Below are 13,767 nucleotides of genomic sequence, written 5' to 3'. Positions count from 1 at the left end.
GTTTTCTTTTGCCCGCGCAAAAAGCAAAAGCCGCCCTCACCCTAACCCTCCCGAAACGTCGGACCGCCCAGAGGGAGAGGGAACTGACCGAGGTGTTTTGGGGAGGTACGCCGACGTGAAATACCGATTTGAACTCGGGTTTTAAAAAGCATGCAACTCGACTCCTGCTGCTTCTTCTGCTTTGGCTTTGGCTTCCCACCACTCAACACGATGAGCGTTAGCTCGAGTACCGCTTTTGACGTGCCGGCCCCATCGGAAGGCTGAGTGGAGGGATTTATCCGGGGGTGGGAGCGCAGCGACCGTGCGGCGAAGCCGCATGCATCGAGAGGAGGTGCAGCGAAGCAAACCGTAGGCGATGCCCCCGGATGAATCCCGGAACGAAGGAACACCGAGCCAAAGCGAGGGGCCGAACGCCGGGGTCCAGACCTTTGGTTACTTTGGGGCGTTTGCCAAAGTGACCCGCCGTAAGGGCGGAACCATAATCCGCAACACCCGAAGCAACGGATCCACCCCCAAACCCAAGCCAAAAAAAAGCCCCTCAAAAAGAGGGGCTCCTTAACCAGCCAAAACCCAGAAATCAGGTCATCTGAATAATGGTCTGCATGATAGTGCTCTGAGTCGAAATGGTCTTGGCGTTCGCCTGATAGTTGCTCTGACCCTTGATCAGATCAACCAGCTCATTGGTCAGGTTAACGTTCGACTCCTCCAGCGAGTTCGAAACAACCGAACCCAACGTACCGGTCTCCGGCGCATCGTAGCCCGGAATACCCGAAGCGTAAGTCTCTTTCCAGCTGGTACCACCAATCGGCTGCAGACCCTGCTCGTTGGTGAAGCTCGCCAGCGCAACCTGGCCGATGGCCTTGCTCTGGTTGTTGCTGAAGTTGGCAAACAGCGTACCGGTACCGTCGATGGTCAGGTTGGTGATCTGGCCAGTAGCGTAACCATCCTGAGTCGGGATCGAACGCGCGGTGTCAGCGTTGAACTGAGTGGTCTTGGCCATCGAAATGGTGATGCCAGCCGGGTTCGCCGAAGCGCCGTTGGCCTTCCACACGCCGTTGGTAACAGTGCCCGGCACCCAGCCAGTGAGTTTCAGGTCGCTGCTGATCACGGCAGGCGGCGTGCTGACCTGAGTCAGTTGACCGGTGGAGTCGAAGGTCATGGTCGAAGCAACAGGTGCGGTGACTTTCGGATCGCTACCGGTAGCATCCGGGTTACGACCGTCCACCAGGGTGTAGACCTTCCAGGTGTTGGCACCGGTTTTCACCATGTACTGGTCCATGACGTGGGCGTTACCCTGGCTGTCATAGATCGGGGTGCTGAACGACTTGGTGTAAGTCTCGGTCTTGCTAGGGTCGAACTTGCCGGCCGCCACTGTGTCGTCGATCACCGGAGCGGTCGAGTTCAGGTTGATGGTCGAGGTCACCAGCGAGGTGGACTTCGGCGCCAGGTTCGAGGTGTCGATCTTCAGATCGGTCAACACGCCGTTGATGACCTTGCCGTTGGAGTCCACACCGTAGCCTTGCAGACGCGAGGTGTAGTCGGTGTTGGTGATGAAGCCGTCCTTGTCGACCTTGAACGTACCGGCACGGGTGTAGGAGATCGAGCCGTTGTTGCTCAGGGTGAAGAAGCCCGAACCGTTGATGCCCATGTCCAGCACGTTGCCGGTGTTGTTGATGTCGCCCTGGGTGAACTGCTGGGAAACGTTGGCCAGGCGCACACCGTTACCGATGACCTTGCTGCCGCTACCCAGGCGAGTGGCCGAGTAGACGTCTTCGAATTCTGCACGGGACGATTTGAAACCGGCGGTCGCGACGTTGGCGATGTTGTTGCCGGTCACGTCCAGTTGCTTGTTGGCTGCATAGAGACCGCTAAGGCCGATATTGAAAGACATATTCCACTCCTTTGTGCCGGTTAGTCGGCTCTATATACCAATGGTTTGTACTTTGGACAGGGCAACGGTGCCCTTGCCGGACAGGTTGAGCATCAGCTCGCCACCGGTCTGGCTGATCGTCACGCTGGTGACCGTGGCTGGCAGGTAGGTCGCCAGGTCGGTCGCGGTGCCGTTGATCGAGGCGTTGGCCTTAACGGTGTAGGTACCGGTTTTCACCAAGTTGCCGTCCTTGTCCTTGCCGTCCCAGGTGAAGCTCGCGTCGCCTGCGGCGCGACTGCCCAGATCGATGGTGCGAACAACGGTGCCGCTGCTGTCGGTGATGGAGACGGTGCCGCCGGCAATCGACGAAGGAACAGTGACCGAACCGGTCATGCCTTTGCTCGGATCGTCCAGCTGAACCGTGTTGGTCTGCACGATCACGTTGCGGCCAACCAGCGACGAAGCCTGCAGGGCTTGCGACGAGTTGTAGTTGCCGGCCAGTGAGCTGACGGTGCTGTTGAGAGTGGTGATCCCCTCAAGGCTGCTGAACTGTGCCAACTGGGCAACGAATGCGCTATTGTCCTGCGGGTCGAGCGGGTTCTGGTTTTTCAGCTGGGTGACCAGCAGTTGCAGGAACGCGTCCTTGCCCAGGGCCTGGCCGCCGGTCGAGCTGTTGGTGGCCGAAGCGATGCCGCCGGTGGTCGTGCTACTGGTCTTCTTCGAAGAGTTGGCCAGTATGTCGTTCATCGTCAGGCTGCTGGTGGTATCGGTAACACTCATGGCAGTCGCCCCTTATTACTGACCGAGGGTCAGTACCTTCTGCATCATGGTTTTGGCGGTGTTCATCATTTCGGCGTTGGTCTGGAACGACCGACTCGCGGAAATCATGTCAGCCATTTCTTCCACCACGTTGACGTTCGGGTAGTAGACGTAGCCTTTGGCGTCGGCCGCCGGATGGTTCGGCTCGTAGCGCGCTTCGAGGTTGCTCTGGTCTTCGACCACGCCCATGACCTGCACGCCCTGGCCGGCTGCGTCCTGGTTCTGGAACAGCGAATTGCTGCCGCCGCTCTGGCCGCCCTGGAACATGGTGGCGAATACCGGGTGACGGGCGCGGTAGGTCTGGTCGATGCTCGACGAGACGGTCTCGGCGTTGGCGATGTTCGACGCCACGGTGTTGAGACGGGTGGTCTGGGCGCTCATGCCGCTGCCGGCAATGTTGAAAACGCTGGACAGGGACATGGATTACTCTCCGCGCAGGGCTGAGACCAGCCCTTTGAATTTGCTGTTGAGCAGGGTGAAGCTGGCCTGGAAGCCGACCGCGTTTTCCGCGTAGTTCGACTGTTCCAGCTGGGCGTCCACGGTGTTCTGGTCGATCGACGGCTGCATCGGCGTGCGATACATCAGCGACTCGTCGCCATTGCCCAGGCCTTCAGCTTCGATGTGACGGCTGTTGGTCATGTTCAGGGCGATGGTGCCGTTGGCGTTCTTCTGGCTCTGTGCTTCGAGCACTTTGGAGAACTCCAGATCCCGCGCCTTGTAGTTCGGGGTGTCGGCGTTGGCGATGTTGTTGGCCAGCACTTCGGCGCGTTGGGCGCGGAAGCCCAGAGCCTTTTCGTGAATGCCGAGCGCTTTATCGAAGCTGATGCTCATGTCGGGAACCTTCAGGTGACCGGATTTTTCGTAACAGGGTTATAGCAAGCGGCGTGCCAGTTTGAGAAACCCCCGGATTACGGGGCTTTGCGCGGAACCGGCAACGCGGCAATGCCAGAAAAGCGGCAACCGGTTTCCGCCGGATGCCGCTTTTCTGCCGCCACCTGCCACCGGCAAAACCTTCAGGCATAAAAAAACGGGAGCCCCTGAGGACTCCCGTTTCTTGTGTTGCCGGTCTTGATCACTTCGCCTGGTAGATGATCCCCGGGCTGCACTGAACCATCTGGTAATGATCCGGCAGACCGTTCAGCGCCTCGGAAGCGCCAAGGAACAGATAACCGCCCGGCTTCAGCGTGCTGTGAATGCGCAACAGGATGTCCTTCTTCACCTCGGCGGAGAAGTAGATCAGCACGTTGCGGCAGAACACGATGTCGAACTTGCCCAGCGCTGCATAGCTGTCGAGCAGGTTAAACGAGCGAAATTCCACCCGGTTCTTGATCGGCGCCTTGATCACCCAGCGCCCCGGCCCTTTCGGGTCGAAGTAGCGCTGCAGACGATCGGCGGACAGACCGCGACCGATCGCCAGGCTGTCGTACTCGCCGGTCTTGCAGTTGGTCAGCATGCTGCCGGACAGATCCGTGGCAACGATCTGCACGCCCATCTTCAACTGGCCGATGTTGGTCCGCTCGAACTCGTCGATCGACATCGATAGCGAATAGGGTTCCTGACCCGACGAGCAGGCCGCCGACCAGATCCGCAGACGCTGGTTGGGAGCGGCCTTGATGGCCTCGGGCAGCACCTTGTTCTTCAAGACTTCAAACGGATAGGTGTCACGAAACCACAGGGTTTCGTTGGTCGTCATGGCATCGACCACCTGCTCGCGCAAACCGCTGCGCGGCTGGGTCTGGATGCGCTGTACCAGCTCACCCAGGGACTTGATGCCTTGCTGCTCCATCAGTTTGTTGAGACGGCTCGACACCAGGTACTGCTTGTTTTCACCGAGCAAAATGCCACAGGCTTTTTCCAGGAAGACCCGGAACTGTTCGAAATCCAAATTACCCGTAGACAAATGATGCCGCCTCTTAAATCGTGTTGAACGCCAGGGGCAGAAGGCCCTTAGCTGATATCTGCTGCTTTGATCCGGTCGACTACCCGGGATGCCAGGTCATCAGGACGGAACTTGGCCAGGAAGTCATCGGCACCGACTTTCTTGACCATCGCCTGATTGAACACACCCGACAACGAAGTATGCAGGATGATATGAAGCTTTTGCATGCGAGGGTCGCTGCGGATCTCGGCCGTCAGGGTGTACCCGTCCATCTCCGGCATTTCGATGTCGGAGATCATCATCAGGAACTCTTCTTCTGGCTTCTTGCCCTCGTCGACCAGCTTGCGCAGGTAATCCAGCGCCTGCTTGCCGTCGTTCAACGCCACCACTTCGACACCGACCGTCTGCAGGCAACGCGTCACCTGCTTGCGCGCCACCGACGAGTCATCGACCGTCAGCACCCGCAGCGACAACGCCTTGCTCTGGGTCTCGACATCCACCACGCCGACCGAAATCGCTTCCGGGGTCGGCGCAACTTCCGCCAGCACCTTCTCGACGTCGATGATTTCGACTAACTGATTGTCGACCCGAGTCACAGCGGTCAGGTAATGATCGCGCCCGGTGCCCTTGGGCGGCGGATGGATCTCTTCCCAGTTCATGTTCACGATACGTTCCACCGAGCGCACCAGGAAACCCTGGGTCTTGGTGTTGTATTCCGTGATGATCACGAACGGACTGTTCTTGTCTTTCAAAGCACCGGAGCCGGTCGCCATCGCCAGATCAAGGATCGGAATGGTCGCCCCCCGGATATTCGCCACCCCGCACACGACAGGACTGGACTTGGGCATCACCGTCAGTTGCGGGCATTGCAGCACTTCCCGAACCTTGAACACGTTGATCCCGTAGAGCTGCTGGCCGTCGAGACGGAACAACAACAGCTCCAGGCGATTCTGCCCCACCAGTTGCGTGCGCTGGTTCACCGAATCCATTACACCAGCCATGCCCAGACTCCTACACCAACGCCAAGTGTTGTTGCGACGCACATTCATTGCTAAACGGCACGGCGCTTGCTTTTTAACTCGTATGAACGCTCAAACGACATTTTTCCGACGCCTGACATCTCCCCTCCACAGAGGGCTTTGCGCGATGTCCGCCGTTTGCCTTTTTTTCGCTGGCAGCCCTGCCGGTGCTGATGCGGTTACCTTGCCTGACATGCTTATCGGCGTCACTCAGGGCTTTCTTGAATTCACCGTAGAAGACTATCTGGCTACCAGTCAAACGGAAGGCCGTTATGAAATCGAGGTCAACCAGCTCGATCCCCGCATGCGCATGCCTATGTGCGACAAGGAATTGACAGCGACACTGGAGAGTCCGGCACGCCCTCTGGGCCGTGTCACGGTCAAGGTCCGCTGCGAAGGCGCCTCCCCCTGGACGGTGTTCGTGCCCGCTCAAGTCCGCCTGTTTCGCGAGATTGTCACCACCACGCGGCCACTCAAACGCGCCGGCATCATCGAGCCTCAGGACGTGACCTTGCGCGAGCGCGACGTCAGCACGATCAATCAGGGTTTTCTGACGTCGGTGGATGAAGCCATCGGGCAGAAATTGACCCGACCAACGGTAGCCGATCAAGTCATCACCCTGGTGCATCTGGAACAGGCGGAAGTGGTTCGCAAGGGCGATCAAGTGGTGATCACCGCCCGCAGCGGCACCCTCGCCGTCCGCATGCCGGGCGAAGCCCTGTCGAACGGTGGCCTGAAAGAACAGATTCGGGTGAAAAACCTCAATTCCCAACGGGTTATCAAGGCGCAGGTTATCGCGCCCGGCCAGGTGGAAGTTGCCATGTGAACGGCCATGTAGCGGTGATGTGAGCGGCTGTATGAACGGATATTTGAAAAGCCCCTGAGTACTCAAGCAGAAAACTGGCGCTGACCAGAGCTGTTCCCTAAACTGTGCCGCAGCAGGTTCTGCAACGGCGCATGCAAGCTCATTGCTAAATGAGCCTAAAGTTTTCCAGGGGATGGCCGAGAACATGGCAAGCGTCCAAATTCCCAGAGGTTTTTAACATGGTCATCGATTTCAGCCGTTTGAACAGCTCCTCGTCACTTACGGGCAGTACGCGTACCAGCAACGCCAAGGAAACCGCCGAAACCGGCACCTCCGCGCCGCTGAATACCCCGGCCGAACAGGCCAGTACCGCAAAAAGCGGGGAATCGGTACACCTCAGCAATGAGGCTCAACAGTTGCAGAAGGTCACTGACAAGCTGCGCGATCAGCCTGCCGTCGATAAAGCCCGCGTGGCCGAGTTGAAAGCAGCGATTGCCGATGGCAGCTACAAAGTCGACAGCAACCGTGTAGCCAGCAAACTGCTCAATTTCGAAGCCCAGCGCTAGGCCTCGGTCAGCGCCAGGCTTTTGGACGCTTAAAACCCAAGGCCAGCCATGCACGACACTAATTTATTGCAACTGATCACCGACGACTTTGCTCCAGCTCAACAATTGCTGGAGTTACTGCAAACCGAGTCCCTCGCCTTGCACGGTCGCGACATGCCTCTGCTGGAAGAAATTCTGGCGCGCAAACAGGCATTGATCATTCTGCTCGAACAGCATGGCCGCAAGCGCAGCGAAATCCTCGCCAGTCTCAACCTGTCCCTCGACCGCGCAGGTCTGGAACAACTGGCCAGCCAGTCGAGCATCGGCGACCAGTTGCTGAGCCAGAGCGATGTCCTGACCGACCTGATTGCCCAGTGCCAGGCAGCCAACGTCAAGAACGGCCAGTCGATCATCATGCAGCAGGCCGCCACGGCCAATCAACTGAAAATCCTCACCGGCGGCGAGCCTCCCGCGCTCTACGATGCCAGTGGCACCTTCTCCAAACTGCAGAAACCGCGCGCGCTCAGCCAGGCGTGATGCTTTCTTCTATGCTTGCGCCCTATCAACGTGCGAAACATGCTGGCAAAATACTGGCCAGCCGTAGTCAAATTTTGTCTGGAGATTGATTTAACGTGTCCAACGATGACGCTCCGCAGCCCCCAAAGGTGCTCACCACGCCCCTGGAGATCTCCAGCAATCTGCGCCAGCTGCAAGAGAGCCACGATCCGCTGATCATCACCTTCCACGAGCGTAGCCAGCGCTTCCAGAGCTACCTGATTGAAGTCGATCGCGAAAACGGTTCGATCAAGCTTGATGAAATGATCCCGCGCGACGGCGAACGTTTTCTGGAAGCAGGCGAACCGTTCAAGGTTGAGGGCTTTCATGATGGCGTGCGCATCGCCTGGGAATGTACAGGAACGCTGAGCATCAAGGATTCCGACGGCGACCGCTTCTACACCGGCGACCTGCCCACCGAAGTGGTTTATCACCAGCGCCGCAATGCCTTTCGCGCCGCCCTGAAGCTGACCGACCTGGTCAGCGTCGAACTGGGTGGCGAAAAGCTCAAGTCGCCGATCGGCGGCAAACTGCTGGATATCTCTGCCACCGGTTGCAAGCTGCGTTTCGAAGGCGACATCACTGACCGCCTGCAACTGGGCCAGGTCTATGATCGCCTGATCGCCGCGCCGCTGTTCGGCAACCAACCGGTATCGGTCGAGCTGCGTTACCTGCACTTCGAAGAAAAGCTCAACATCACCTTCGCCGGCCTGCGCTTTCACAACATCAGCGGCCCGGCGGCCCGCAACGTCGAGCGTTTCGTTTATCAACTGCAGCGCGAAGCGCGTCGGTTCGATAAAGACGATCTCTGATCGGCAGGCATAAAAAACGGGCAGTCACTGCGGTGACTGCCCGTTTTTTATGCCCGGATCACGGCTTGGCGGGAGTGATGTCCGGCCCCTCGTCTTCGACTGTCGAGTCGGTGGGCGCGGCAGATTCTGGCTCTGGTTCAGGTTCTGGCTCCGGTTCAGGAGCGACCGTATTCTGCATCTGCTCCTGCACCACCTGCTCGTCAACCCGCGGATCAAGCGCTGCTACCAGCGGCGAACTGGACATGCTGTCCGGCATCGCCACGTGATGCAGCGGTGCATCGTCGACCTGGTGCAGATTGGTCACGGCTTTCGGGCGGATCCGCCACACCAGCACCAACGCGAAAAAGGTGAAGAACGCATACAGGCTCTGCGGCCCGAACAGCTTCATCAGCACCCCGGCCGCCAGTGGCCCGATACTGGCGCCTACGCCGTAAGTCACCAGCAGCATCGCCGTCAGCGACACCCGGCGCTCGCCTTCGACGTGGTCGTTGGAGAACGCCACCGCCAACGGGTACAGGCAAAACTGCACCAGCGAGCAGAGGAAGCCGACCACGAACAGCACCTCCAACGGCACTTGCGGCAGGATCGCCAGCGGCAACGCGGCAATCGCGAGGAACAACGCAAAGCAGCGAATCAGCAGCGCCCGGTCATAGCGGTCGGACAACCAGCCCAGCGGCCATTGCACCACCAGCCCGGCAAAAATGCAGCTACCCATGAACAGACCGACCTGCTCGGTGGACAGCCCCTGCTGCGAGGCATACAGCGGCGCCAGACCGTAGAACGAACCGATGATCAGCCCCGCCCCGAGCACCGTGCTCAGCGACTGCGGCACACGCTTGATAAAGAAGCGCGGCTCCATCGGCGCCGGGTGCAGCGGCGCCGGGTGAATCCGTCGGGTCAGCGCCACCGGCACCAGACACAGGGCGAAGCACAGCGCGACCAGCATCAGCAGTTCCAGGCCAAGGCCCGGGTGCATGACCAGAATCAGCTGACCGAGCACCAGCCCCAGGTACGACGCGATCATGTAGCCGCTGAACACCAGACCGCGCTGATTGGCGTCAGCCTGCTCGTTCAGCCAGCTCTCGATGACCATGTATTGGCACATCATGCCGAGGCCGACGATGGTCCGCAGCACCAGCCAGGCCGGCAGCCAGTCCACCAGCCCATGACCGAGCACCGCCGCACCGACGATCCCGGCACACGCCGAGTAGGCGCGGATATGCCCGACCCGGGCGATCAGGCGGTGACCGATCTTGCCGCCCAGCACCAGACCGAAATAGTTGGCCGCCATCAACGCACCGACCCACAACCCGTCGACATGGTCGGCAGCCAGACGCAAAGCCAGATAAGTAGAAAGAAGGCCCGAGCCGATCAACATCATCAGCGAGGCGAAATACAGCGCTCGAAAGGATTTCCAGATTTGGCGCATCGGCGTTCCGAGCGGCTCCTTGCGGTAAGTATCGGGCTATCAAACGATAGCCCGACGGCGACATGTCGTCAGGCCTGGGCTGCTAGAACACGGCGTTCCCAGGGAGTGATTTCATCAAAGAAACTGGTCAACTCCATGGTCTTCGAAGCGATGTAGCCTTCGATGAACTCCGTGCCGAACAGTTCCTTTGCAAGCTGGCTGCGTTTCAGACGTTCGAGCGCCGCGTGCAAGGTACACGGCAGCGAAAGATGGTCCGGCACGTCGAACTCGCCCTGAATCGCTTCGCTTGGCTCCAGCTCATGCTCGATGCCGTACAAGCCGGCGGCAAGGCTCGCAGCGATGGCCAGATACGGGTTCGCATCGGCGCCCGGCAAGCGGTTCTCGACCCGACGCGCAACCGGCGAACTGGCCGGAATGCGCAGCCCGGCGGCGCGATTGTCGTGGGACCAGCAGGCATTGTTCGGCGACGCAAACGGATGGCACAGGCGCTGGTAGGAATTGACGTTCGGCGCGAACAGCGCGGTGAAGTCAGCCATGCCCGCCTGCTGCCCGCCGATGAAGTGGCGGAACATCGCAGTCGGCTGACCGTCCGCATCGCTGAACACATTCTTGCCGCTGCCGATTTCGACGATGCTCTGGTGAATGTGCATCGAACTGCCCGGCGTGTGCGCCAGCGGCTTGGCCATGCACACAACGGTCAGGCCGTGCTTGAGCGCGACTTCCTTGAGCAGGTGCTTGAACAGAAAGGTCTGGTCGGCCAGCAACAGCGGATCACCGTGCAGCAGGTTAATCTCGAACTGGCTGACGCCCATTTCGTGCATGAAGGTATCGCGTGGCAGGCCCAGAGCCGCCATGCATTTATAGACTTCACTGAAGAACGGCCGCAGACCGTTATTGGAGCTGACGCTGAACGCCGAATGACCGTCCTCGCGACGGCCGTCGAAACCGACTGGCGGCTGGAACGGCTGGGTCGGGTCGGTGTTCGGGGCGAACACAAAGAATTCGAGTTCGGTCGCTACCACCGGCGCCAGACCGAGAGCTGCGTAGCGGGCAATGACTTTCTTGAGCTGACCACGGGTCGACAGGTTGGAGCTTTCGCCGGTCAACTCGTCGGCATCACAGATTGCAAAGGCCCGCGGTTCTTCGCTCCATGGCAACGGATGGATCTGCGCAGGATCGGCCACCAGCGCCAGATCGCCGTCATCGCTGCCATAGAATTTCGCGGCGGGATAACCGCCCATGATGCATTGCAGCAGCACCCCCCGGGCCAACTGCAAACGCCGCCCTTCGAGGAAGCCCTCGGCGGTCATTACCTTGCCACGTGGCACACCGTTCAAATCCGGCGTGACACATTCAATCTCATCAATGCCCGTCAATCGCTGCGCGAGTGAACGCTGGCCATCGGTTGTCATGACGCAATCCTTGTTATTGTGCGAGCCGCGAACGGCGACCCGGACAAAATAGGCTTCGGCTGTTCGGAATATCAAGCAGCAGCCAACAAAAAGAATTCCGGTCAATGAATCAGTGATTCAGGGCAGGTAAATACTGAACACGCCGCCGCCCAGCGGGCCGCCATTACGAATCTCGGTCCGGCCGCCAACACCGTTGCGCTGATGCAGCGCGGCAATGCGCCCGGCGAAGTACAGACCGAGGCCGGTGCTGCCACTGCTGTGATTGATGCCCTGCACGTAATCGGACTGACGCTCGAGCATTTCGGCCGGGTAACCGTCGCCGTCGTCATTGATGCTCAGCACCAGTTGCCCGGCTTCGTCGCTGACGGTGATCAGCAGCGATTCACGGGCGTAACGGATCGCATTGTTGATGCAGTTGCCCAGCACAGAGGCGATCAGTTCGCGATCAAAGAAACCCAGCGGACTGAGCGGATCGACTTCGTAAGTGGCGATGATTCCACGACTGGCGAACACTTCCTGATGCGCCGCCAGTTGCGCTTCGATGAAATCGTCCAGCTCGTGATAGGCCGGCTGCAACGGCATCTGATTCACCCCAAGCTTGTACAGCCCGAGCAACTGCACCAGCATGCCGTTGAGGTGGGCGAACTCGAAGTCGATCACGCCCTGCTCCGCCCCTTGGCGCTGCGTCTCGGGCAGACGCGCCAGCCATTGGCTGTGGGCCTGCATCAGCATCGCCAGAGAGTTCTTCATGTCGTGCACGGTGGAGGCGATCACCGTGGAAAAATCCAGTGCCTGCTCGTCTTGGTTCATTCGCCAAACGCCTTGCTTTTCAGCTTCTGATAACGCGGATAACGCGCGTCGGTATCGGGCATCATGCCCACCAGTTTCAGGCAGGCCCGACATTCTTCCAGCTCCGCCGACGGCACATTGGTGTCGGTGCCGTGCAGCAGCGACTGGGCCATGTTCAGCGCGATACTGATGTTCTTCGGTTGCATCTTCAGCGCCTTGCGGAACACCTCGCGGGCCTCCACCAGGTTGCCGGTCTTGTACACGCGCACGCCCTGCCGGTTGAGGTCGGCGGCGGCGTTGCTGGAGCTGAGAATAGTCGGGTCGTCGGTCAGCTTGGCGATGTCTTTCATCACCGTCGGGTCATCGCCGTAGATTTCCGCACAGCTCTTGAGCATCGAAGTGCCCGCCTCGGCCTGGCCGAGCATCTGCAATTGCTTGGCGACCAGCAACGCGGCCTCGGGGCTCATGAACTGTTCCATGCCGTCGAGGCGCATCAGCGCTTGTTCGGTGAGCTTCTCGGCGGTCTCGGCATCGTTGAGCAACAGGCTCGTGGCCTTCATCAGGCGCGCCCGAATCTGCAGGCCCGGATCGGTCGGGTTTTCTTTCGCCACCGCACTCAGTGTGGTGTTGATCTCCAGACGCGTGCGGGTGTCGAGCCCGCGTTCGCTGCCCTTGCTGATCAGCGCGTGAGCCAGGCCGAGATTGCTTTCTGGATCCTTGAAGCGCGATTGCGCGCCCTGATTCACTGCCTGGCGATAAGCCCGGGAGGCGGTGTCGAAATCTTCGTTGGCCATCGCCAGCTTGCCCAGCAACGCCTGACGGCGCACGGCCAGCGGCGACAGGCGAATCGCCTCCTCCAGCACTTGCTGCGCGCCTTTGGTATCGCCTTCGGCGACCAGCACGTCAGCCATGCCGTCATACAGCGCCGGCATCATCGGGAAGACCTTCAGGGCTTTTTCGTAAACGCCTTTGGCCTGACTGACCTGCCCGCGCTTGAACAGCAATTTGCCCAACCCGGCAAACGCCCACGGCAACGGCCGGTCGGCGATGATGCCGTCGTATAGGCGCTCGAGCGCTTCGTTCTGGTTCATGTCGCGCAGCGCATCGGCGCGATAGCGCAGGCACAGCGGCGAATAGCGGATGTCCTGTTTGCACAGGGCGATGCAGGCGTTGAGCACTTCGACCGGTTTGCCACGGTCGAGAGCTTGCAGAATCGGCTTGAGCAGGGTCTTGCGCTGCTCCAGACGCTCCAGCCGCTGAGCGAGGCCGGAGCGGTTGAACGGTTTGGTCAGGTACGCGTCCGGCTCGTGCTCCAGGGCACTGAGCACCATCGCCTGACTGGTCTCGGCCGTGACCATCACGAACACCGCTTCGTGGCTGATCAGCTTCTCCATCATCAGGTCTTCCAGCACCTGCTGACCGTTCTTCTTGCCGTCACCGAGGTGGAAGTCCTGGAGGATGAAATCGTAGGACTTCTGCGCACACATTTTCAGCGCCTGCTCACCGGTGTCGGCGGTATCCACATCCTTGACGCCCAACTCGCGCAACATCGAACGCACGGAACTGCGGAAATCCGAGAAATCATCGACGATCAGAAAACTCTTTTGGTGATACGACAGCATCGAGGATTTCCAGGCAATTGAAGAGGATGGACCATTTCCAGGCGCGCAGATGATAGCTGCCGGCCAAATGCTATCAAGCGATTTCGCGCGACTCTGAAGTCACCGAATGGGTTATCGGCCGGATCAGCGGTTCTCTTGAAGCGAGGGTTCAAGATTCGTTGCGCAAGGATTACCCTGCGCGGCGGTTCTCACCTTCCAACGGCAAAGGATT

14 protein-coding genes are annotated in these 13,767 nt (G+C 59.6%); 4 read left to right on the top strand and 10 right to left on the bottom strand.

What is annotated here, in order from left to right; translation table 11 throughout:
* Nucleotides 1-577 precede the first annotated feature (577 nt).
* The 6 genes from flgE to K5E37_RS10405 form a co-directional block, all read right to left on the bottom strand.
* Entirely contained in the window at nucleotides 578-1,891 is a 1,314-nt protein-coding gene (gene flgE, locus K5E37_RS10430) for a flagellar hook protein FlgE (RefSeq protein ID WP_221533757.1), read from the bottom strand.
* A 30-nt stretch (nucleotides 1,892-1,921) separates the two neighbouring features.
* Complete coding sequence (gene flgD, locus K5E37_RS10425) at nucleotides 1,922-2,650, bottom strand: flagellar hook assembly protein FlgD (protein WP_007960332.1); 729 nt, start codon at nucleotides 2,648-2,650, stop codon at nucleotides 1,922-1,924.
* 15 nt (nucleotides 2,651-2,665) lie between these two features.
* Nucleotides 2,666-3,109 carry a flagellar basal body rod protein FlgC gene (gene flgC / locus K5E37_RS10420; RefSeq protein ID WP_007960329.1) on the bottom strand — a complete coding sequence of 148 codons (444 nt, stop codon included), beginning with the start codon at nucleotides 3,107-3,109 and terminating at the stop codon, nucleotides 2,666-2,668.
* Nucleotides 3,110-3,112: 3 nt separating this feature from the next.
* Nucleotides 3,113-3,520: a flagellar basal body rod protein FlgB gene (gene flgB / locus K5E37_RS10415; protein ID WP_007960328.1), complete on the bottom strand. Its 408-nt coding sequence runs from the start codon at nucleotides 3,518-3,520 to the stop codon at nucleotides 3,113-3,115.
* Between the two features lie 241 nt (nucleotides 3,521-3,761).
* Nucleotides 3,762-4,589 carry a protein-glutamate O-methyltransferase CheR gene (gene cheR / locus K5E37_RS10410; protein WP_085607424.1) on the bottom strand — a complete coding sequence of 276 codons (828 nt, stop codon included), beginning with the start codon at nucleotides 4,587-4,589 and terminating at the stop codon, nucleotides 3,762-3,764.
* A 47-nt stretch (nucleotides 4,590-4,636) separates the two neighbouring features.
* A complete protein-coding gene (locus K5E37_RS10405; protein ID WP_085607426.1) occupies nucleotides 4,637-5,569 on the bottom strand; it encodes a chemotaxis protein CheV in 933 nt (310 codons plus the stop codon).
* A gap of 82 nt (nucleotides 5,570-5,651) precedes the next feature.
* Between K5E37_RS10405 and flgA the strand changes: the two genes are divergently transcribed.
* From flgA to K5E37_RS10385, 4 genes are all read left to right on the top strand, one after another.
* On the top strand, nucleotides 5,652-6,413 hold the full coding sequence (gene flgA, locus K5E37_RS10400) for a flagellar basal body P-ring formation chaperone FlgA (RefSeq protein WP_221533756.1): 762 nt from the start codon (nucleotides 5,652-5,654) through the stop codon (nucleotides 6,411-6,413).
* Between the two features lie 218 nt (nucleotides 6,414-6,631).
* Entirely contained in the window at nucleotides 6,632-6,958 is a 327-nt protein-coding gene (flgM, locus tag K5E37_RS10395) for a flagellar biosynthesis anti-sigma factor FlgM (RefSeq protein WP_007960324.1), read from the top strand.
* A 48-nt stretch (nucleotides 6,959-7,006) separates the two neighbouring features.
* A complete protein-coding gene (locus K5E37_RS10390) occupies nucleotides 7,007-7,474 on the top strand; it encodes a flagella synthesis protein FlgN (protein WP_007960323.1) in 468 nt (155 codons plus the stop codon).
* A gap of 95 nt (nucleotides 7,475-7,569) precedes the next feature.
* Nucleotides 7,570-8,304 (top strand): flagellar brake protein, encoded by a 735-nt coding sequence (locus K5E37_RS10385; protein WP_085607428.1) that lies wholly within the window; start codon nucleotides 7,570-7,572, stop codon nucleotides 8,302-8,304.
* Between the two features lie 58 nt (nucleotides 8,305-8,362).
* Here the strand turns inward: K5E37_RS10385 and K5E37_RS10380 are convergent, their stop codons facing one another.
* From K5E37_RS10380 to K5E37_RS10365, 4 genes are all read right to left on the bottom strand, one after another.
* The gene (locus tag K5E37_RS10380) at nucleotides 8,363-9,733 is read right to left on the bottom strand and encodes an MFS transporter (RefSeq protein WP_085745113.1); all 1,371 of its coding nucleotides are present in this window, start codon (nucleotides 9,731-9,733) and stop codon (nucleotides 8,363-8,365) included.
* A gap of 68 nt (nucleotides 9,734-9,801) precedes the next feature.
* Nucleotides 9,802-11,043 carry a glutamine synthetase family protein gene (locus tag K5E37_RS10375; RefSeq protein WP_221533771.1) on the bottom strand — a complete coding sequence of 414 codons (1,242 nt, stop codon included), beginning with the start codon at nucleotides 11,041-11,043 and terminating at the stop codon, nucleotides 9,802-9,804.
* A 219-nt stretch (nucleotides 11,044-11,262) separates the two neighbouring features.
* The gene (locus K5E37_RS10370; protein WP_085745115.1) at nucleotides 11,263-11,955 is read right to left on the bottom strand and encodes a sensor histidine kinase KdpD; all 693 of its coding nucleotides are present in this window, start codon (nucleotides 11,953-11,955) and stop codon (nucleotides 11,263-11,265) included.
* The gene (locus K5E37_RS10365; RefSeq protein ID WP_085607434.1) at nucleotides 11,952-13,556 is read right to left on the bottom strand and encodes a tetratricopeptide repeat-containing response regulator; all 1,605 of its coding nucleotides are present in this window, start codon (nucleotides 13,554-13,556) and stop codon (nucleotides 11,952-11,954) included. Before K5E37_RS10365 ends, K5E37_RS10370 begins: the two co-directional genes overlap by 4 nt.
* Nucleotides 13,557-13,767 lie beyond the last annotated feature (211 nt).

Origin of the sequence: Pseudomonas sp. RIT778, from assembly GCF_019718735.1 — a bacterium.
Classification (GTDB): domain Bacteria; phylum Pseudomonadota; class Gammaproteobacteria; order Pseudomonadales; family Pseudomonadaceae; genus Aquipseudomonas; species Aquipseudomonas aphyarum.
This window is presented reverse-complemented; position numbering and strand designations above follow the sequence as displayed.

Excerpts from the sequence above, each read along its gene's own strand:
- K5E37_RS10370 (WP_085745115.1), bottom strand. The coding sequence starts at position 11,955 with ATGAACCAAGACGAGCAGGCACTGGATTTTTCCACGGTGATCGCCTCC.
- K5E37_RS10380 (WP_085745113.1), bottom strand. The coding sequence starts at position 9,733 with ATGCGCCAAATCTGGAAATCCTTTCGAGCGCTGTATTTCGCCTCGCTG.
- flgB (WP_007960328.1), bottom strand. The coding sequence starts at position 3,520 with ATGAGCATCAGCTTCGATAAAGCGCTCGGCATTCACGAAAAGGCTCTG.
- K5E37_RS10390 (WP_007960323.1), top strand. The coding sequence starts at position 7,007 with ATGCACGACACTAATTTATTGCAACTGATCACCGACGACTTTGCTCCA.
- flgD (WP_007960332.1), bottom strand. The coding sequence starts at position 2,650 with ATGAGTGTTACCGATACCACCAGCAGCCTGACGATGAACGACATACTG.
- flgE (WP_221533757.1), bottom strand. The coding sequence starts at position 1,891 with ATGTCTTTCAATATCGGCCTTAGCGGTCTCTATGCAGCCAACAAGCAA.
- K5E37_RS10375 (WP_221533771.1), bottom strand. The coding sequence starts at position 11,043 with ATGACCGCCGAGGGCTTCCTCGAAGGGCGGCGTTTGCAGTTGGCCCGG.
- flgA (WP_221533756.1), top strand. The coding sequence starts at position 5,652 with ATGAACGCTCAAACGACATTTTTCCGACGCCTGACATCTCCCCTCCAC.
- K5E37_RS10365 (WP_085607434.1), bottom strand. The coding sequence starts at position 13,556 with ATGCTGTCGTATCACCAAAAGAGTTTTCTGATCGTCGATGATTTCTCG.
- K5E37_RS10405 (WP_085607426.1), bottom strand. The coding sequence starts at position 5,569 with ATGGCTGGTGTAATGGATTCGGTGAACCAGCGCACGCAACTGGTGGGG.
- flgC (WP_007960329.1), bottom strand. The coding sequence starts at position 3,109 with ATGTCCCTGTCCAGCGTTTTCAACATTGCCGGCAGCGGCATGAGCGCC.
- flgM (WP_007960324.1), top strand. The coding sequence starts at position 6,632 with ATGGTCATCGATTTCAGCCGTTTGAACAGCTCCTCGTCACTTACGGGC.